Raw genomic sequence first — 19,973 nt, 5'->3', positions numbered from 1 at the left:
GCGCGATGCGCCCGCCCGCATCACTACTCGCCGCGAATGGTTTTAATAATGTTGGTGGTTGAGATGCCGTCCTCGAAATTCAGCACGCGCACGTCGCCGCCGTTGGCCCACACCTCTTTGCTGCCCGCGATATCTTCCGGCTTGTAATCGCCGCCTTTTACCAGCAGATCCGGCAACACGCTGGCGATCAGGCGCTGCGGCGTATCCTCTTCAAACGCCACGACCCAGTCCACCGCTTCCAGCGCGCCGAGCACAATCATGCGATTGACCAGCGGATTCACCGGACGGCTGCTGCCTTTCAGGCGCTTCGTCGAAGCATCGCTGTTGACCGCCACAATCAGGCGATCGCCCAGCTTGCGCGCATTGGCCAGGTAAGAGACGTGGCCCGCATGCAGAATGTCGAACACGCCGTTGGTCATCACCACTTTCTCGCCGCGCTTGCGCGCTTGCTCGACCGCGATTTTAAGCTGCGCTTCGTTCATAATGCCGAAGCCCTCTTCCGGACGCGCATGAATGGCGTTTTCCAGCTCGACCGGACTCACGGTCGAGGTGCCCAGCTTGCCGACCACGACGCCCGCCGCCGCGTTCGCCATAAAGCAGGCATCCTCAAGGGAGTCGCCTGCCGCCAGGGTCGCCGCCAGCACGCCGATTACGGTATCGCCCGCGCCGGTCACGTCGAACACTTCCTGCGCCTGCGTCGGCAGATGCAGCGGCGCTTTGCCAGGCTGCAGCAGCGTCATGCCATTTTCAGAGCGCGTCACCAGCAGCGCCGAGAGCTCATAATCCGCCACCAGCTGCATGCCGCGGCTGACGATCTCCTCTTCGTTTTTACATTTGCCGACCACCGCTTCGAACTCTGACAGGTTTGGCGTCAGCAGCGTGGCGCCGCGATAGCGCTCGAAGTCGGTGCCTTTGGGATCGATCAGCACCGGCACGTTAGCCTCGCGCGCCAGGCGAATCATGGTCTGCACGCTGGCGAGCGCCCCTTTCGCATAGTCGGAGAGCACCAGCGCGCCGGCGGCCGCCAGCGACTGACGCAGGCGCTGATGGATCGGCTCTGGATCGACCTGATCGAACCCCTCTTCAAAATCGAGGCGCAGCAGCTGCTGGTTGCGCGACAGCACGCGCAGTTTGGTAATGGTGGGATGGGTTTTGACCGCCACGAAGTCACAGCGAACGTTGACGTTTTTCAGCGTTTCGCTCAGCACGCGCGCCGCATCATCTTCGCCGGTCAAGCCGATCAGCTGCGAGGCGGCACCCAGCGCTGCAATGTTCATCGCCACGTTTGCCGCGCCACCGGGACGCTCTTCGATAGCGTCCACTTTTACCACCGGCACCGGCGCTTCAGGAGAGATACGGCTGGTTGGGCCATACCAGTAGCGATCCAACATCACATCGCCTACGACCAGTACCGAAGCACGGTCGAACGCGGGCAAAGTAACTTTCATTCCAGACACTCCAGACTGCAGTAAAAATAGTGCGCGGATGATAGCACAGATGCGATCTGCGCTATCAACAGGCGCTTTAAGGTGCGGGCGGCGACGCCAGCCAGCGCTGCCAGCTCGCCATTACGGTTTGCCGCTCGGCGGCGAAGGCGTCCGGCTCGACGTGGCCGGGCAGCTCCTGCAGCGCCAGATGATGCAGCGCGTCGCGCAGCGTCACGTAAGCATGCGTCAACGCCTGCGCTTCCGCCTCCGGCATTTTGTCGTAGCGCGCCGCCAGTTCGAAAATGCGTACGTTGTCGGACCAGCGCGTCAGCTCGGGCTGCTCGGCGGCCCAGGCTAAGACAAAATATTGCGCGATGAATTCAATGTCGGTAATGCCGCCCTCATCGGTTTTGATCTCCCAGCGCCCTTTGTGCCGGTTGCTGAGGTGCGCGCGCATTTTTTCGCGCATCTCGCGCACCTCTTTTTGCAGCGCCTCCGGCGCGCGCGGCAGACAGAGAATGGCGCGGCGGATAGCATTAAAGCGCCCCGCGAGCGCCTCATCGCCAAACACCACGCGGGCGCGCACCAGCGCCTGATGCTCCCAGGTCCAGGCCTCGTGGCGCTGATACTCGTCAAAGGCGTCAAAGGTGCTGACCAGCATGCCTGCGGCGCCGGAAGGGCGCAGCCGTGCGTCCACTTCGTAGAGGATCCCCGAAGCGGTGCGCGTGCTAAAGAGATGCATAATGCGCTGCGCCAGGCGCAGATAGAACTGACGGCCGTCAATGCTGCGCTCGCCGTCGGTGACCGTCTCTGCCGGGCAGTCATGCAGAAACACCAGATCAAGATCGGAGCTGTAGCCCAGCTCCCAGCCGCCCAGCTTGCCGTAGCCCAGCACCGCAAAGCCGCGCTCGTGCTCGCTTTTCAGATGCTGCGGCCGGCCATAGCGCTGCACCATCATCTGCCACGCCTGCTGCACTACCGATTCGATGATAGCTTCCGCCAGCCATGTTAAGTGATCGCTCACTTTCATAACCGGCAGCGTACCGGCGATATCCGCCGCCGCAATGCGCAGCAGCTGCGCCTGCTTGAACTGGCGCACCGCCTCCAGCTGCTGCTCTTCATCATCTACCGGGATGCGCATCAGATACTGGCGCAGCTCGTCGCGATAGGCGTCGGTGGCGGTCGGCTGATAGAGCGTGGCGGGATCGAGCAGCTCATCCAGCAGCAGCGGATAGCGCGCCAGCTGGCTGGCGATCATCGGCGACGCCGCGCACAGGCGGATCAGGTGCCGCAGGGCGCCGTGATATTCGGTAAGCAGCTCCAGATAGGTGCTGCGCGTGAGTACGCCCAGCAAGAGCGGAACAAGGCGGCTGAAGGTGACCGCGGCGTCGTTGCGCGGACAGACTTCGCTCAGCAGCCGCGGCATCAGCTGGTCGATCGCCAGCCGTCCGCGCGGCCCGATGGTGCGGCGGCTGATGTCCTGGCGAAAATCGTCCAGCGCGCGATGCAGCGCCCGGCGCTGTTCATCGTCGAGCTGCGGCACCAGCGGCGCCAGCTCGGCATCTTCGAGCGAATCCTGCCACATACCGCTGTATTCCAGCAGCTCCGGCTGATCGCTTATTTCGGGAATATCTTCGCCGATTAGCTCGTCGAAAATGATGCGCACCGCCGCCATGTGCGTCTCAAGCTGCGCCGTCAGCGCGTGCCAGCTCTCGGCGTTCATCGCCCAGGCGAGCCGCGCACGGTTAAGCGCATCGCCTGGCAGCGTCTGGGTCTGTTCGTCATTGAGGCTTTGCAGCAGATTCTCCAGGCGACGCAGGAAGAGGTAAGCGTCGCGCAGCGTCGCGACCTGCTCCGGCGTCAGCAGCCCCAGCTCGCCGATGGCGGCAAGCGTTGGCAGCAGGGAACGCAGCTGTAGCGAGCGCTCACGTCCGCCGCGTATCAGCTGAAAGACCTGTACGATAAATTCGGTTTCGCGAATGCCGCCCGCGCCCAGCTTGATATTGTTGGTCAGCCCGCGCCGCCGCACTTCGCGGGTGATCATGCTTTTCATATTGCGCAGCGACTGGATCACGCTGAAGTCGATATAGCGGCGATAGATAAAGGGGCGCAGCATCTGCTGCAGCTCCTGGCTCCAGCGATCCTGATCGTCGCCCATCAGGCGCGCCTTGACCATCGCATAGCGCTCCCAGTCGCGGCCCTGCTCCTGGTAGTAATCTTCCAGCGCGGCGAAGCTCAGCACCAGCGGGCCGCTGTCGCCGAAAGGGCGCAGCCGCATATCGACGCGGTAGACGAAGCCGTCCATGGTGGGCTGATCCAGCACCTTGATCAGCCGCTGCCCCATGCGCGTGAAGAACTGCGCGTTATCCAGCTCGCGTCGTCCGCCGCGCGTCGCGCCGTTTTCCGGCCAGGCGAAGATCAGATCGATATCGGAAGAGAAGTTGAGTTCGCCGCCGCCCAGCTTGCCCATACCGAGGATCAGCATCGGCTGTGGTTCGCCCGCGCTGTTGCAGGGCGTGCCGAAATCCTGGCAGCACGCCTGGTAGACCCAGTCGCGCGCGCGGCCGATCAGCACCTCCGCCAGCACGCTAAGCTGCCGCAGGCTCTGTTCGGTGCTGGCTTCGCCCAGACACTGCATCCAGGCGACCCGCACCAGCATGCGGCGGCGAAACAGCCGCAGCGCGCGCATCAGCGCCGCCTCGCAGTCTACCGCGGCGAGGTCGTCATCCAGCCAGCGCGCATAGTGCCGCCACTCCTCCGGCTGCGGCGCCTGCTGCTGGATCGCCAGCCACCATTCAGGGTGACGTTGCAGGTTCTCGGCGATGAAATCACTGAACGCCAGCGCGGCGCGCTGCGCGTCGGTTAAGGCGTCGGCAGCGACGCCAAGGCGCTCGGCCGCGCTGGCCGCCTGCGCCTGTAATTCAGCGGGTAACTCTAACAACGTCTTCTCTCCCTGATGGGTCAGATTATCGTGGCGCGCTGCTGTTCAGCCAGAAAGCCGGCTGGCGAATCGCCTGGTTCGCCAGCGATCGCAGCCAGTGCTCCTGGTTTTGCGCAATTGACTGTTGCAGCTGCTGCCACGGCGCCAGCCAGACGGAAACGGCTTCCGCCGGGTAGGCGCCTGCCAGCAGATGCACCGCCAGCAGCTGACGCGACAGGCGCGTCGCCTTGTCATGATATTCGTTCAGCTGCTGCACGTCGCTGAAGGTCTCTTTGAGATCGGCTGCGATGCGGCTTAGCATGATGTCGCTAAAACGCTTGAAGGAGCCGTCGAGCTTCGCCTGGTTTTTGGCATCGATCCAGCGCCGCCACTGCGACTCCACCAGCCAGTGAGTAAGCGCTAACTGGGTCTCTACGGAGAGCGACGAGAAGCTCAGCGCCTGCGCATCTTTCACCGGCTCGGCGAGGGTCTCTTCCAGCGTAGTGAGCTTCTGACGCAGCTCGCTGCTCGCCTTGCGCGGCACCAGCGCGCCAAACAGAGAGAAAGCCTGACGCAGCGCTTCCAGCGCTTCGACGACGCTGCGCTGCGCCTCGGCGTTGCCGCGCAGCCAGACCTCTTCATGGTATTGCCAGTGGCTCAGGGCGCTCGACATCGCGGTCACCATCCCCTCTTCCACTGTCGCTTTCGGCGCGGCTTTCAGCAGCGGGAACGGACGCAGCGGTCGCGGCGGGTTGCCTTGCGCCAGCTGATAGCCGCGCGCCGCTTTGCTCAGACTGCCGAGACGCAGGCCGCCGATGGCGATCAGCTCGCGGGCGAAGGTCATCATGTCGCCGCGCTGGCCGCTTTTCAGTTCCAGCTCCACTTCAAACAGATCTTCGCTCAGCGTCTCCGTGGCGACCGCGCCGCGATCGAATGCTACTTCCACTTCGCTTTCGCCTACCTGAACCAGCCAGGTTTCGCGCTGGAAATGGGTGCTAAAGAGCGGCTGCAGGCGCTGCTGCAGCGCGGCGACGTCGGTGCCCTGCGGCCAGACCTCGGCGGGCAGCCGCGCGATATCGAGCTTCGCCTCGGGCAGGTCGATGTTATATTCCGCGCGCTGATGCAGGCCGCCGAGCGTTTTCCCGGCGCTCTTCAGCGTCATCTCATGGTGACCATCAACGCCGCGAATGCGCAGGCCCATATCCCAGCGGCGCAGCTGGTTGTCATCTGTCTCAAAATAGATGTTGCTTAGCGCCCGCGCGGCCTGATGCTGGTGCGGGTAAGCGGCGAGAGCCTGCGTCAGCTTGCTGGCGACGTCAGGCGTGGCAATGAACTTTAGTTCGATTTCGATGGTCATAATTTTTTATTCAATACGCTGCTGGCACTTACGAGGATTATCTGGCGAAGAGTAATGCACAGAAGGCGGGCTGTCTCGGCTTTCTTTGCGCTTTCGCTACCCTTTTCGCAGGGAAATGAGACCAGGATAGTTCTCATTCAGATTTATGCGAGGCGGTTCCAGACTGTGCCGGTAAATTTACAGACCCCCAAGCTAAAACGACATCGAATGAAAAAAATTGTAATCGCAGGCCTTACCTTGCTGGCTATCAGCACGCTCGCACCAGCCCATGCAGATGAAAAACGCTACATCTCCGACGAATTATCCACCTGGGTTCGCAGCGGACCGGGCGATCAGTATCGCCTGCTCGGCAAGCTGAACGCGGGCGAAGAAGTGCAGCTGGTGCAGACCAACAACGATACCAACTACGGCCAGATCCGCGATTCGGAAGGCCGTACCGTCTGGATCCCGCTGTCGCAGCTCAGCGCCGAACCGAGCCTGCGCACCCGCGTGCCGCAGCTGGAGCAGCAGGTCAAAGATCTGACCGCGAAGCTGGGCAATATCGACAACAGCTGGAACCAGCGCACCGCCGAGATGCAGAACAAGGTCGCCAACAGCGACAGCGTCATCAACGGGCTGAAAGAAGAGAATCAGAAGCTGAAAAACGAGCTGATCGTGGCGCAGAAAAAAGTCAGCGCCGCCAACGTTCAGCTGGATGACAAGCAGCGCACCATCATCATGCAGTGGTTTATGTATGGCGGCGGCGTGCTGGGCGTCGGCCTGCTGCTGGGTCTGGTGCTGCCGCATATGGTGCCGCGCCGTAAGAAAAAAGATCGCTGGATGAACTAAGCTTTTTCCCGCGTTTTGCGTTCCGTGCGCCAGGGGCATCCTTTGATGCCCTTTTCGTCATGCCTGCAATCTGGCCATTGTGTGCAACAATAGAGCAACAAGCGCGCTGAATGTTTAGCGGCGGATGTGCCGTCCGGCGCGCCTTTTTATTATCTCTGGAGTTGTTGAGTGAAGACGTATTTAGTAGGCGGCGCCGTTCGCGATGCGCTGTTAAAACTGCCGGTTAAAGACCGGGACTGGGTAGTGGTCGGCGCGACGCCGGAGGCGATGCTGGCGCAGGGCTTTCAGCAGGTCGGCCGCGATTTTCCGGTCTTTCTGCATCCGCAAAGCCGTGAAGAATACGCGCTGGCGCGCACCGAACGCAAAAGCGGCAACGGCTATACCGGCTTCGTCACCTGGTCCGCACCCGACGTGACGCTGGAGCAGGATCTGCAACGCCGCGACCTGACCATCAACGCCATCGCGCAGCGGGAAAACGGCGAGCTGATCGATCCCTTTCACGGCAAGCGCGATCTGCAGGCGCGTCTGCTGCGCCACGTTTCCGACGCCTTTAACGAAGATCCACTGCGCGTGCTGCGCGTGGCGCGCTTTGCGGCGCGTTTCGCCCACCTTAACTTCCGCATCGCCGACGAGACCCAGGCGCTGATGCGCCAGATGGCGGCCAGCGGCGAGCTGAGCCACCTCACCGCCGAGCGCGTCTGGAAAGAGACGGAGAAGGCGCTGACCGCGCGCAATCCGCAGGTCTACTTTCAGACGCTGCGCGACTGCGGCGCGCTTGAGGTGCTGTTCCCCGAGCTCGACAGGCTGTTCGGCATCCCCGCGCCGGCGAAGTGGCATCCGGAGATCGATACCGGCGTGCACACCCTGATGACTCTGACGCTGGCGGCGTCGCTGTCGGACGAGATCGATGTGCGTTTCGCCACGCTGTTCCACGACGTCGGCAAGGCGCTGACGCCGCCGGAGAAGTGGCCGAGCCATCACGGCCACGGCGCCGCGGGCGTGCCGCTGGTGGAAGCGCTCTGCCAGCGTCTGCGCGTGCCCAACGCCATTCGCGATCTGGCGCTGATCGTTACCGAATTCCACGACGTGGTGCATACCATCGAACGTCAGTCGGCGGACGCTTTAGTGGCATTGTTCGACCGCATCGACGCCTGGCGCAAGCCGCATCGGGTTGAGCAAATCGCGCTGACCAGCGAAGCGGACGCGCGCGGCCGCGCTGGCCTTGAGAGCATGCCCTATCCGCAGGGCGACTACCTGCGTCAGGCGTTCGCGCTGGCGCAGTCGGTGCCGACCAAAGCGGTTATCGAGGCGGGTTTTAAAGGGGCAGATGTGAGAGAGGAGCTGACGCGGCGTCGTATCGTCGCCGTGGCGCAGGGCATTGCAGAGATGCGGCCAGCCTGATTGCTGGCCGCGCAGGCGTTACATAAAGATGGCGTAGACCGCTGCCGCGACGATAAAGCGGTAGATGGCGAACGAGACGAACGAGATACGCTTGATCAGCTCAAGGAAGGCCTTGATGGCAATCAGCGCCACGACGAAGGCGGTCACGAAGCCGACGGCGAACATCGGCAGATCGTTCATCGTCAGGAAACCGATGCTTTTATAGAGATCGAGGCCGGTAGCGCCCATCATCATCGGCACGGCGAGGATAAACGAGAACTCCGACGCCGCGTAGCGGCTGACGCCCATCAGCATGCCGCCGGAAATGGTGGCGCCGGAGCGAGAGAAGCCCGGCCAGAGCGCGAGGCACTGGAAGCAGCCGATCATAAAGGCCTGGCGATAAGTGATATCGTCAATGCCCACCGCTTTCGGCTGTTTCGGCTTCAGGTATTCCGCCACCAGCAGCAGTACGCCGCCGACCACCAGCGCGTACATTACGTTGATCGGGTTAAACAGCGTTTTGATCTGGTCATGCAGCAGCAGCCCGATGACCACAGCCGGGATCATGCCCAGCAGGATATGGATCAGCGTCAGATGGCCGCGACCTACTCCTTCATGCTTCACCTGGCCGAAGTGAATGCCGATTAAGCCAAAGAGACGACGCCAGAACATCACCACAACCGCAAGAATGGACCCGAGCTGGATCACCACTTCGAAGGTTTCCGCTTTATCGCCTTCAAAACCCAGCAGGTGGCCGACAATAATCATGTGCCCCGTGGAGGAGACCGGCAGAAACTCCGTCAGCCCCTCCACGATGCCCAGGATTGCAGCCACCCAAAGCTGATGAATATCTGCCATCACATTTTCCTTATATCCGTTTCAAACCCATTAAAAAGGCGGTCGCGAGTCTGCTTCCGCCTGAAATTTTGCCATCGCCTGCCTGAGGGAAACCTTAAGGCTTTCGGCGACCTGTGCGTTTCACAACGCAACGGCGCCTGTTATGACAGACAATAATTTGGGTTGGTTTCATTGTGATGGCAATCACAACGTATTCATTTAGGAATAGTCCCGCGCTCGATGCGCACGCCCACCTGGTTTGCCTGCGCCACCGCGCCCGGTTTGGCGACTTTAATGCGCACGCCAGGCGTGCTGAAACGGGTCATCAGCAGGTCCGCGATTTCCTCCGCTACCCGCTCCACCAGCGCGAAACGCGTGCCGCTCAGGTGCGTGAGGATCGCCTCAGAGACGTCGGCGTAGCTCAGACAGTCGTTTACATCGTCGCTGCGCGCCGCCAGCCGATTGTCCCACGCCATTTCGACATCGAGCACCAGCTTCTGCTGAATGCCCTGTTCCCAGTCGTAAACGCCAATGGTGGTGTACACCGTGAGTTGTTCGATAAAAACGATATCCATGATGACAGTCTCTGTTTTTGGCTAAGCCGGATACCACTTCCGGCATATAATGCGTATTATCCACGGTTCACGAAGACAAAACGACCCTAAAGGAAACGGTACGGTAATATGAGTGCTATCGCGCCTGGTATGATTTTTTTCGCGTATCTTTGCGGTTCGATTTCGAGCGCCATTCTGGTCTGCAAAATCGCCGGACTGCCCGATCCGCGTACTCAGGGTTCAGGTAATCCTGGCGCGACCAACGTGTTGCGCATCGGCGGCAAAGCCGCTGCGGCCTGCGTTTTGATTTTCGATATTCTCAAAGGCATGGTGCCGGTCTGGCTGGCCTATCTGCTGCATCTCGCGCCGCTTTATCTTGGCCTTACCGCTATCGCGGCCTGTCTCGGCCATATCTATCCGGTCTTTTTTCGCTTTCGCGGCGGCAAAGGCGTCGCCACCGCCCTGGGCGCCATCGCGCCTATCGGCTGGGATTTAACCGGGCTGATGACCGGCACCTGGCTGCTGACGGTGCTGCTGAGCGGCTATTCGTCGCTGGGCGCCATCGTCAGCGCGCTGATTGCGCCTTTTTACGTCTGGTGGTTTAAGCCGCAGTTCACCTTTCCGGTGTCGATGCTGTCATGCCTGATTTTGCTGCGTCATCACGACAATATTCAGCGGCTGTGGCGCGGTCAGGAGAGTAAAATCTGGAAGCGCAGGAAAACGCGCGACGAAGAGAAGAAATAAAGCCGGCGATGCCGGCTTTTTTACGCTAGATAGCCGGCAGTTCCGCCAGCGGCCAGCGAGGCCGTACGCTGACGCCCAGTCCGCCGCGCGTGCCGCCCTTCAGACGCACCATGCCCGCATAGGCGATCATCGCGCCGTTGTCGGTGCAGAACTCAGGACGGGCATAGAAGACTTCTCCGCCGCGCGCCTGCATCATCTGCGCCATCCGCTCGCGCAGCGTACGGTTGGCGCTGACGCCGCCCGCGATCACCAGCCGCTTAAAGCCGGTTTGCTCCAGCGCGCGCTTGCACTTGATCATCAGGGTATCGACCACCGCATCCTCGAAGGCGCGGGCGATATCGGCGCGCGTTTGCGCGTCGTCCGCATTCTCGCGAATGGTATTGGCGGCAAAGGTCTTCAGGCCGGAAAAGCTAAAGTCGAGCCCGGGACGATCGGTCATCGGACGCGGAAAGGTAAAACGTCCCGCCACGCCCTGCTGCGCCATTTTCGACAGCATCGGTCCGCCGGGATAGTCGAGCCCCAGCAGCTTGGCGGTTTTGTCGAAGGCTTCCCCGGCGGCGTCGTCGATAGACTCGCCCAGCAGCGCATATTCGCCGATGCCGGTTACGCTAATCAGCTGGGTATGGCCGCCCGACACCAGCAGCGCCACAAACGGGAACTGCGGTGGGTTTTCCTCCAGCATCGGCGCCAGCAGATGCCCTTCCATATGGTGTACCGGAACCGCAGGCACCTTCCACGCGAAGGCGAGCGAGCGGCCAATAGTGGCGCCGACCAGCAGCGCGCCGACCAGGCCAGGCCCCGCCGTATAGGCGACGGCGTCGATCTGCTGCGGCTGCAGGTTCGCCTCTTTCAGCGCCGCCTGAATCAGCGGCACGGTTTTGCGCACGTGATCGCGCGACGCCAGTTCCGGCACTACGCCGCCGTAATCGGCGTGCAGTTTCACCTGGCTGTAAAGCTGATTGGCGAGCAGACCCGCTTCGTCATCATAGATTGCGATGCCGGTTTCATCGCAGGATGTTTCAATACCCAGAATTCGCATAGCGCTTACCCCTTACTTGCGGCGCGCAGTGTAGCATAGCCACGCCTGCGTTCGTCGACGCTTTCGCTGCAAAAAGTGATTTCGTGGCGCGCAAAGAGTGCGCTATACTCCGCACCCTTGAAATAAACCGGCAGCCGCATCGGCAAACGCTCCTGTTGGTTCTTAATTGTCCATGGTGCTTTACAAACCGACTCGCGTTGGAGTAAAATGCTGCACCATTTTGAAATGTGCTGACGCCGCAGTCAGCAGCAAAAACCGAATTTTATCGAGGTGAGAGTTACATGCCGGTAATTAAAGTACGTGAAAACGAGCCATTCGACGTAGCACTGCGTCGCTTCAAGCGTTCCTGCGAGAAAGCAGGCGTTCTGGCTGAAGTTCGTCGTCGTGAGTTCTATGAAAAACCGACCACAGAACGTAAGCGCGCTAAAGCGTCTGCAGTTAAGCGTCACGCCAAGAAACTGGCTCGCGAAAACGCACGCCGCACTCGTCTGTACTAAGTACCTCCGGAGGTTCGCCTCCACCGCGTGTTAAACGCAGACAGAGTCAAGTAAGAGGCCGTGCTTTCCGAAAGGAAGCGCGGCTTGTTGCCGTTTATGAGCTGAAAAACTGGGGCTTATGGCTGGAAGAATCCCGCGCGTTTTTATCAATGATCTGCTTGCCCGCACGGATATCGTGGATCTTATCGATGCCCGCGTTAAGCTGAAAAAGCAGGGTAAGAACTTCCACGCGTGTTGTCCCTTCCATAATGAGAAAACCCCCTCTTTCACCGTAAACGGCGAGAAGCAGTTTTATCACTGTTTCGGCTGCGGCGCGCACGGCAACGCCATCGACTTTTTGATGAATTACGATCGACTGGAATTTGTCGAGAGTATCGAAGAGCTGGCGACGCAGCATGGTCTGGAAGTGCCCTACGAAGCGGGCAGCGGTCCGAGTCAGATGGAGCGCCATCAGCGCCAGAGCCTTTATCAGCTGATGGAAAACCTTAACGGGTTTTATCAGCAGAGCCTGACGCAGTCCAATGCGCGCGCGGCGCGCGACTATCTCAGCAATCGCGGCTTAAGCGCCGAGGTTATTGAGCATTTCGCTATCGGCTTCGCGCCGCCGGGCTGGGATAACGTTTTAAAGCGCTTCGGCGGCAATAAAGAGGATCGCGAGTCCCTGATGGAAGCCGGCATGCTGGTTTCCAACGATAAGGGCCGCACCTATGACCGCTTTCGCGAGCGCGTCATGTTTCCGATCCGCGACAAGCGCGGACGCGTAATTGGTTTCGGCGGCCGCGTGCTGGGCAACGATACGCCCAAGTACCTGAACTCGCCGGAAACCCCGATTTTCCATAAGGGCCGCCAGCTTTACGGCCTGTATGAAGCGCAAAAGAATCATCCGCAGCCTGCCCGCCTGTTAGTGGTGGAAGGCTATATGGACGTGGTGGCGCTGGCGCAGTTCGGCATCGATTATGCCGTGGCGTCGCTGGGCACCTCTACGACGGCGGAGCATATCCAGCTGCTGTTCCGCAGCACCGATACCGTGATCTGCTGTTACGACGGCGACCGCGCGGGTCGGGAAGCCGCCTGGCGCGCGCTGGAAACCGCATTGCCTTACATGAATGACGGACGTCAGCTACGCTTTATGTTTTTGCCGGACGGCGAAGATCCGGACACGCTGGTGCGTAAAGAGGGCAAAGAGGCGTTTGAAGCGCGTATGGAGCAGGCGATGCCGCTCTCCTCTTTCCTGTTCGACTCGCTGCTGCCGCAGGTCGATCTGAGCACACGCGACGGCAAAGCGCGCCTGAGCACGCTGGCGCTGCCGCTGATTAGCCAGATCCCCGGCGAGACGCTGCGCATCTATATGCGTCAGGAACTGGGTAATAAACTCGGCATTCTTGACGATAACCAGTTAGAGAAGCTGATGCCGAAGCTGGCGCCCAGCGGCGCGGCGCCGACAGCGCCGCCGCTAAAGCGCACAACGATGCGCGTACTGGTGGCGCTGCTGGTGCAAAATCCGCATCTTGCGACGCTGGTGCCGACGCTTGAAGGTCTGGCGCAGGTAAAGATGGCCGGCCTACCGCTGTTTGCTGAATTAGTCAGCCGTTGCACCGAGAATCCTGGATTGACTACCGGACAGCTACTAGAGTTATATCGCGGAACAAATTTTAGTCAGACGCTTGAAACCTTAGCCACGTGGAACCACATGATAGTGGATGAGGAAGTTGAAGCGGTGTTTCATGATTCGCTGGCGAGTATTTACGACGCCGCGCTTGAACAGCGTCTGGAAGAGCTGATCGCTCGCGATCGCACCCAGGGTTTAAGCGCAGAAGAGCGCCGTGAATTCTGGACATTAAGCCAGGCGCTGGCGAAAAAGTAGAATTTTCACTGGGTCAGAATGTTGCGCGTAGCTAAAGGCGCATTTCTGGCCCATTCGTTTCTGGGGCAATGCGCCGCAAGCCGAGGCTAAGCGACTCGATAAGCCAAGCCGGAGACGTGACGAGTTTGGCATTACGCAGCGCGCGCTGTTAGCACGACTGGGGCGACGAAGCCGGCCAGTTCAGAGCGCGCTGGCAGACAGGCCAGAACGCACAGCAACAGAGGCGTAGCCTCGAACAGAATACAAAGCGGCTTAAGTGCCGATATATGAGGGGCAAAAGCCCTGGCCGCGACGAAGGCAGCGGCAATAATACAACGCCTTCACTGTTATAGTTGGCTCGCTGCCGACCGACACCAATCTAATTAACAGAAGTGTGGATACCGTCTTATGGAGCAAAACCCGCAGTCACAGCTTAAGCTGCTTGTCACCCGTGGTAAGGAGCAAGGCTATCTGACCTATGCTGAGGTCAATGACCATCTGCCGGAAGATATCGTCGACTCCGATCAGATCGAAGACATCATCCAGATGATTAACGATATGGGTATTCAGGTGGTGGAAGAAGCCCCTGACGCCGACGATCTGATGCTGAACGAAAACAGCGCCGATACTGACGAAGATGCCGCGGAAGCCGCCGCTCAGGTGTTATCCAGCGTAGAATCTGAAATTGGCCGCACCACCGACCCGGTGCGCATGTATATGCGCGAAATGGGTACCGTTGAGCTGCTGACGCGCGAAGGCGAAATCGACATCGCCAAGCGTATCGAAGACGGTATCAACCAGGTACAGTGTTCGGTTGCGGAATATCCGGAAGCCATTACCTATCTGCTGGAGCAGTACGACAAAGTCGAAGCGGGCGAATCTCGCCTCTCCGACCTGATCACCGGCTTCGTGGATCCAAACGCTGAAGAAGATCTGGCGCCTACCGCCACCCACGTCGGCTCTGAGCTGTCTCAGGAAGACCGCGACGACGACGAAGATGAAGACGAAGAGAGCGAAGACGACAGCTCCGACGACGATAACTCGATCGATCCGGAACTGGCGCGCGAAAAATTCGTTGAACTGCGCACGCAGTATGAAACGACCCGCCTTGTTATCAAGAGCAAAGGCCGCAGCCATGCTGACGCAGTAAAAGAGATTCAGAACCTTTCTGACGTCTTCAAGCAGTTCCGCCTGGTGCCGAAGCAGTTCGACTACCTGGTGAACAACATGCGCGAGATGATGGAGCGCGTGCGTACGCAAGAGCGCATCATCATGAAGCTGTGCGTTGAACTGTGCAAAATGCCGAAGAAAAACTTTATCACGCTGTTTACCGGCAACGAGACTAGCGAGAGCTGGTTCAAAGCCGCGCTGGCCATGAATAAACCCTGGTCAGAAAAGCTGAAAGAAGTGGAAGAAGATGTGATGCGCTGCCTGCAGAAACTGCATCAGATCGAAGAAGAGACCGGCCTGACCATCGAGCAGGTAAAAGATATCAACCGTCGCATGTCTATCGGCGAAGCGAAAGCGCGTCGTGCGAAGAAAGAGATGGTGGAAGCGAACCTGCGTCTGGTGATTTCAATCGCGAAAAAATATACCAACCGCGGTCTGCAGTTCCTCGATCTGATTCAGGAAGGCAACATCGGACTGATGAAAGCGGTTGATAAGTTTGAATACCGTCGTGGTTACAAGTTCTCGACCTATGCGACATGGTGGATCCGTCAGGCGATCACCCGCTCTATCGCCGACCAGGCGCGTACCATCCGTATTCCGGTGCATATGATTGAGACCATCAACAAGCTCAACCGTATCTCGCGCCAGATGCTGCAGGAGATGGGCCGCGAGCCGACGCCGGAAGAGCTGGCCGAGCGCATGCTGATGCCGGAAGACAAGATCCGCAAAGTGCTGAAAATCGCCAAAGAGCCTATCTCTATGGAGACGCCGATTGGCGACGACGAAGATTCGCATCTGGGCGACTTTATCGAAGACACCACGCTGGAGCTACCGCTCGACTCTGCCACCTCCGAGAGCCTGCGTTCAGCCACCCACGACGTGCTGGCGGGCCTGACCGCGCGCGAAGCCAAAGTGCTGCGCATGCGTTTCGGCATCGATATGAACACCGACCATACGCTGGAAGAGGTGGGCAAACAGTTCGACGTTACGCGTGAACGTATTCGTCAGATTGAAGCGAAAGCGCTGCGTAAGCTGCGCCACCCGAGCCGTTCGGAAGTGCTGCGCAGCTTCCTGGACGACTAATTCGCTAGCGTTAAAAAAACCCCGGCTCGCCGGGGTTTTTTATTGCCCTTTTTTCGCTGCCGGCTATTTCACGCCCTGCTGCAGCGCATCATAGAGCTGCCGGTATGCCTCGACGATCTCATCGAGCGAGGCGCGATTCAGCCCGCTGGGATTAGGCAGCACCCAGACCTGAGTCTTACCCATAAAGATGCCCTGTAAGCCCCACTCCACCTTGCGCTGATTGAAGGCGCGCTTGAAGGCGTCTTTGCCGAGGATCGCCAGCACGCGCGGCTGGTAGTTGAGTACTTTGTCAGTCAGGCGCGCGCCGCCGTCGCGCAGCTCCTCAGCGGCCAGCTGATTCGCCTGCACAGTGGGACGCTCTACCAGCATAGTGATGCCGCAGCCGGTCTCCAGCAGCCGCTGCTCCTCTTCGGGCCGGAGCTGCTCCCGGGTAAAGCCAGCCAGATAGAGCACCTTCCAGAAGCGGTTGCCGGGATGCGCGAAGTGATAGCCGGTGTGCGCCGTGGAGTGGCCGGGATTAATGCCGCAGAACAGCACTTCCAGCCCCGGGGCGATAATATCGCTGATATTGTGCTCGCTCATGCCGCCTGCTCCAGTCCGGTGCGGCGCTTCAGCGCCTCGCGGCTGCGCGCCAGCATGGCTGCCGAGAGCGCTTTATCGGAGCAGGCGCGCGCCAGCGCCAGCGCGCCGACCATCTCAGCCAGCAGGCTGCTGGCGAGTGCCTCGGCATCGCGCTGCCCCAGCTCGGCAAGCAGCTCGCCTAACCGCTGCAGCATTGACGTCACGCCCTGGGTAAAGACAGTTTTCGCCTCTTCCGGCAGATGACCGACCTCGCTGACCAGCGCGGGCACCGGACAGCCCTCGGCGCGGCAGTCGCGATGCGTCTCCGACAGATAGTAGTCGATCAGCGCGCTCAGCCGCGCGGCCGGATCCGCGCCCTGCCACAGCGGCGCCATCTGCTGCGTCGAGTCGGTGAACATTTCAGCGATAACCGCCTGCACCAGCGCCTCGCGCGAGTCGAAGTGCGCATAGAAGCCACCGTGCGTCAGCCCGACGCGCTTCATCAGCGCCGCCACGCCGATGCTTTCCGTGCCGCATTCGCGCATTACCCGCGCCGCCTCATCCAGAATGCGCTGCCGCGTGCGCGCCTTTTGGCTCTGTTTATCCATCGCTCTTTTCCCGCTGATAGGTTCTGCTGTTCATAGTAATTATTACGACCATCATATTCCAGCTTGACGATATATATGACGACCGTCATATTAACTACAAATATGACAATCATCATACAACAGAGGTTTACCATGTCAGCATCATCGCAAGGCTTTGCTTTAATCACCGGCGCATCCAGCGGTATCGGCGCCACCTACGCACAACGCCTCGCGGCGCGCGGCTACGATCTGATTCTGGTGGCACGCGACCAGGCGAGACTGGAGACGCTGGCGCAGACGCTACAACAGCAGCATCAGATTGAAGCACGTATTCTGCGCGCCGATCTGACCGATGCGGAGGATTTGCTGCACGTCGAGCAGGAGCTGCGGGACAACACGGCGATTACCCTGCTGGCGAATAACGCCGGCATGAGCGTCGACGGCGAGTTTATCGACGCCGATATCGATCGCATTCAGACCATGCTGGCGCTCAACATCATCGCCCCTACCCGCCTGGCGCATGCGGCGGCCAATGCGTTTCGCGCGCGCGGACGCGGCGTGATTATCAATGTCGCCTCGGTGCTCTCGCTGACGCATGAGATGTTTAACGGCGCCTATAACGGCAGCAAATCTTTTGTGCTGACGCTGACCCGCTCGATGCAGCGCGAGCTGGAGAGCAGCAGCGTGCAGGTGCAGGCCGTCCTGCCTGGTGCTACGCGTACGGAGATCTTCGACCGCTCCGGCAAGTCGATTGACGAGCTGCCGGCCGGTATGGTTATGGAAGTGGAAGAGATGGTGGATGCCGCGCTGGCGGGGCTAGAAGCGGGCGAAGCGGTGACTATCCCGGCGCTGGAAGAGATTGCGCTGTGGCAGGATTATGACCGAGCGCGCGGCGCGATGCTGCCCTATCTTTCGCTGAGCCAGTCGGCGTCGCGCTATCGGGAGTAAGGCAAGGGTGTATCGCTGCGGTTGCGGACGATGGCCGGTTTGCATGTGCTCGTTGTTTGCATAATGGAATGAATCGGGCCGCGTATTCTGGAAATCTGTAGTTTAATCAAGCACTCATGCGCTGGAGAATTTTTCAGCATCCGGCGGATGAGTGCTGGATCGCTCTAAACAGATACATTATAATCCCCGCTCCGCTGGCCCCTTAGCTCAGTGGTTAGAGCAGGCGACTCATAATCGCTTGGTCGCTGGTTCAAACCCAGCAGGGGCCACCAAATTATCAACGACTTACCTAAGAAGCTACAGTTAAGCTGGTTTTCCAGGATACTTATAGGATACCGGTCAGAAGTAAATCAAAGTAGCAATCCTTCCACCCCATCTTTATCTCGTCACTCTAAGCTGTTTCAGCCCTAAAATTACGTAATGATCAGGTCACCTGTGGCATAAAGCTGCTCAGCAAATGCAATGTCCTCTTTGAGCGATATGCAGACATTACCAATACAATTCACAATTAATCAATAAGGTGTAGGCCAATTACCGGCCCAGGCTATAGTTGAGCATTCAACTCAGTAATCCTTAGCTACAATGTCCGTGCTGGTGCTATAAGGCACAATCTCAAATATGTAGGATGACTCCAAACATGGGGATCTGATGGCGAAATCCCTCAAGCTCCCTACTGCAGAGATGTTCATTGTTGGCAGAAAAAATGCAATTTTTACTTACCTTGACTACATTAAGAATCGTAGTGCGCAACTTGCTGAAATTCCGGATTGTGGTCATTTCTCGATGTATTCAATCTCGATTTCCCTTTAGGGTAATACCAGCACGTTAAAGAGTTTGGATGGTGAAGGTTAAAGCCAATACAGCCTATTAAACTTTTCAATACTCTATCTAGGCCGTCTCAGATCCGAAACGATTAGTTCAGGGAATGGCTTTGCTATTTAATTTATGTTAAAGTGAAAAGATGATACCCCCTGAATTAATAATTAAATAACTCTTCACTTTTGATGTGGGGTTTAAACAAACCGGCTGTAACGCCGGCTTATTTTTTAGGCGTCTGTGAAAGTAGTCATGCTACTTTAACGAGTTTTAATAGCCATTAAAGCGTTAACTATTTTTTAATGTTTCCCTAAATTTTTGACTAAATTTTAGCTCTTGCCAACTTTCTCCGAATCTTTTTAGTGACATAATTTGGGGCATTATCTCGTCCCATTTTCTGACAATGTGCTTCATGTAAGGAATCACGCCGGGCCGAGATAGCATGCCCTGAATAAAGTAGTTATCGGGGATTCCTCCAAAGTTAGTATGGGCACGAATCCAGTAAAGCGACACTGTATTTGCGGCGCGACCACTTGCAATAACGAGTTTTTTCCTATCATCGCTATCAGGATCCGATAGCATCTCGAAAATGACAGGAATCATAAGTTCCAGTCTTACAAAAGGTTTAGGGTGAGTACCTGATGGAATGGATTGCTCTTCAAACAAATTTTGCCCATTGAAGCGATGCAGGACGACAGCCAGTCCCGTCATTAGGTAATTAGTTGCCAATAGTAAATCGTTTTTTGTATTGAAATGACGTATTAATTCGGCAACACACGTTGATGTTGCAAAATAATCAGCTGCAATCTCTGTGACATGCCATACTATAGATGTTTCCCCATTCATTTCTTTGCTGTTCTGGATGTCACATTCTACTAAAGTGCTGTTACATCTGGATGAATTTCCATTTCTTATTACTCCATGCTCCTGAGATAAATGTCCAAGTTCATGAAAATAAACCCATGTAACTGCTGCCATGTACATATTTTGTATATCTTGTTCTCTAGTAGTTAATGTTAGTAATGCATCAATATGTTTCTCTTCACCCCACCAATATTTAAATGCCTTATCATCCTTTCCGCTTTCAAGGTACTCAAAGTAATGTTTGATATCTAAATATAACTGCCATAACAAATTATATGAGATGCCGATGGCGTGAGAGGGCGTCCCCCCAGGGGCGTACTCGGAATAAGCTTGAGCCTGAAAAATTGGTTCCTCAATCCATTGAAGCTTAAGCTCGCCGCTGAGATCTTCATAATAAGTAGCATTCCAGTCGTCAGTGATGCCTGACAGAGCCTTATAAGCTAAATCGAAAACTTCTTGTTGAGTCATTTTAATTTCCTTATCAAAGAGCACGATAATTTTATGCTATTAGTCCGTCT

At 58.0% G+C, this 19,973-nt stretch carries 16 protein-coding genes and 1 tRNA gene; 8 read left to right on the top strand and 9 right to left on the bottom strand.

The window, feature by feature from the left end; genetic code table 11:
- Nucleotides 1–23: 23 nt before the first annotated feature.
- The 3 genes from hldE to PVE98_RS02800 all read right to left on the bottom strand — a co-directional run bounded on the left by hldE (nt 24) and on the right by PVE98_RS02800 (nt 5,704).
- Complete coding sequence (gene hldE, locus PVE98_RS02810) at nt 24–1,448, bottom strand: bifunctional D-glycero-beta-D-manno-heptose-7-phosphate kinase/D-glycero-beta-D-manno-heptose 1-phosphate adenylyltransferase HldE (protein WP_096073823.1); 1,425 nt, start codon at nt 1,446–1,448, stop codon at nt 24–26.
- Between the two features lie 76 nt (nt 1,449–1,524).
- Nucleotides 1,525–4,368: a bifunctional [glutamate--ammonia ligase]-adenylyl-L-tyrosine phosphorylase/[glutamate--ammonia-ligase] adenylyltransferase gene (gene glnE / locus PVE98_RS02805; RefSeq protein ID WP_096073824.1), complete on the bottom strand. Its 2,844-nt coding sequence runs from the start codon at nt 4,366–4,368 to the stop codon at nt 1,525–1,527.
- A gap of 25 nt (nt 4,369–4,393) precedes the next feature.
- Nucleotides 4,394–5,704: an inorganic triphosphatase gene (locus PVE98_RS02800; RefSeq protein WP_033752491.1), complete on the bottom strand. Its 1,311-nt coding sequence runs from the start codon at nt 5,702–5,704 to the stop codon at nt 4,394–4,396.
- 207 nt (nt 5,705–5,911) lie between these two features.
- Here PVE98_RS02800 and PVE98_RS02795 point away from each other — a divergent pair, with 207 nt between their 5' ends.
- Both PVE98_RS02795 and PVE98_RS02790 read left to right on the top strand, forming a co-directional pair.
- Complete coding sequence (locus tag PVE98_RS02795; protein WP_033752493.1) at nt 5,912–6,532, top strand: TIGR04211 family SH3 domain-containing protein; 621 nt, start codon at nt 5,912–5,914, stop codon at nt 6,530–6,532.
- 168 nt (nt 6,533–6,700) lie between these two features.
- Nucleotides 6,701–7,933, top strand: coding sequence for a multifunctional CCA addition/repair protein (locus tag PVE98_RS02790; protein WP_096073826.1), 1,233 nt, complete (start codon nt 6,701–6,703; stop codon nt 7,931–7,933).
- Between the two features lie 18 nt (nt 7,934–7,951).
- On the opposite strand, the gene bacA is transcribed toward PVE98_RS02790, so the two are convergent.
- Together bacA and folB are read right to left on the bottom strand one after the other, a co-directional pair.
- Nucleotides 7,952–8,770 (bottom strand): undecaprenyl-diphosphate phosphatase, encoded by an 819-nt coding sequence (gene bacA / locus PVE98_RS02785; RefSeq protein WP_033792242.1) that lies wholly within the window; start codon nt 8,768–8,770, stop codon nt 7,952–7,954.
- 194 nt (nt 8,771–8,964) lie between these two features.
- A complete protein-coding gene (folB, locus tag PVE98_RS02780; protein ID WP_033752500.1) occupies nt 8,965–9,324 on the bottom strand; it encodes a bifunctional dihydroneopterin aldolase/7,8-dihydroneopterin epimerase in 360 nt (119 codons plus the stop codon).
- A gap of 108 nt (nt 9,325–9,432) precedes the next feature.
- On the opposite strand from folB, the gene plsY reads away from it, so the two are divergent.
- The gene (gene plsY, locus PVE98_RS02775; protein ID WP_096073827.1) at nt 9,433–10,047 is read left to right on the top strand and encodes a glycerol-3-phosphate 1-O-acyltransferase PlsY; all 615 of its coding nucleotides are present in this window, start codon (nt 9,433–9,435) and stop codon (nt 10,045–10,047) included.
- Nucleotides 10,048–10,072: 25 nt separating this feature from the next.
- Here the strand turns inward: plsY and tsaD are convergent, their stop codons facing one another.
- Complete coding sequence (tsaD, locus tag PVE98_RS02770) at nt 10,073–11,086, bottom strand: tRNA (adenosine(37)-N6)-threonylcarbamoyltransferase complex transferase subunit TsaD (RefSeq protein WP_096073828.1); 1,014 nt, start codon at nt 11,084–11,086, stop codon at nt 10,073–10,075.
- A gap of 281 nt (nt 11,087–11,367) precedes the next feature.
- Between tsaD and rpsU the strand changes: the two genes are divergently transcribed.
- The 3 genes from rpsU (at nt 11,368) to rpoD (ending at nt 15,679) form a co-directional block, all read left to right on the top strand.
- Nucleotides 11,368–11,583: a 30S ribosomal protein S21 gene (gene rpsU, locus PVE98_RS02765; RefSeq protein WP_001144069.1), complete on the top strand. Its 216-nt coding sequence runs from the start codon at nt 11,368–11,370 to the stop codon at nt 11,581–11,583.
- Between the two features lie 118 nt (nt 11,584–11,701).
- Complete coding sequence (gene dnaG, locus PVE98_RS02760; protein WP_096073829.1) at nt 11,702–13,447, top strand: DNA primase; 1,746 nt, start codon at nt 11,702–11,704, stop codon at nt 13,445–13,447.
- Nucleotides 13,448–13,834: 387 nt separating this feature from the next.
- Complete coding sequence (gene rpoD, locus PVE98_RS02755) at nt 13,835–15,679, top strand: RNA polymerase sigma factor RpoD (protein WP_033752514.1); 1,845 nt, start codon at nt 13,835–13,837, stop codon at nt 15,677–15,679.
- Nucleotides 15,680–15,742: 63 nt separating this feature from the next.
- On the opposite strand, the gene mug is transcribed toward rpoD, so the two are convergent.
- Nucleotides 15,743–16,261 carry a G/U mismatch-specific DNA glycosylase gene (gene mug / locus PVE98_RS02750; protein WP_033792248.1) on the bottom strand — a complete coding sequence of 173 codons (519 nt, stop codon included), beginning with the start codon at nt 16,259–16,261 and terminating at the stop codon, nt 15,743–15,745.
- Entirely contained in the window at nt 16,258–16,848 is a 591-nt protein-coding gene (locus PVE98_RS02745) for a TetR/AcrR family transcriptional regulator (protein WP_096073830.1), read from the bottom strand. Before PVE98_RS02745 ends, mug begins: the two co-directional genes overlap by 4 nt.
- A 132-nt stretch (nt 16,849–16,980) precedes the next feature.
- Here PVE98_RS02745 and PVE98_RS02740 point away from each other — a divergent pair, with 132 nt between their 5' ends.
- Both PVE98_RS02740 and PVE98_RS02735 read left to right on the top strand, forming a co-directional pair.
- Nucleotides 16,981–17,775 carry an SDR family oxidoreductase gene (locus tag PVE98_RS02740; protein ID WP_096073831.1) on the top strand — a complete coding sequence of 265 codons (795 nt, stop codon included), beginning with the start codon at nt 16,981–16,983 and terminating at the stop codon, nt 17,773–17,775.
- A gap of 196 nt (nt 17,776–17,971) precedes the next feature.
- A tRNA-Ile gene (locus PVE98_RS02735) sits at nt 17,972–18,047 on the top strand.
- Between the two features lie 832 nt (nt 18,048–18,879).
- Here PVE98_RS02735 and PVE98_RS02730 read toward each other — a convergent pair.
- Nucleotides 18,880–19,923, bottom strand: a complete 1,044-nt coding sequence (locus PVE98_RS02730; protein ID WP_333620467.1) for a hypothetical protein — start codon at nt 19,921–19,923, stop codon at nt 18,880–18,882.
- Nucleotides 19,924–19,973 lie beyond the last annotated feature (50 nt).

Source organism: Pantoea sp. GABEPS69, assembly GCF_045780835.1.
Classification (GTDB): Bacteria; Pseudomonadota; Gammaproteobacteria; order Enterobacterales; family Enterobacteriaceae; genus Pantoea; species Pantoea septica.
This window is presented reverse-complemented; position numbering and strand designations above follow the sequence as displayed.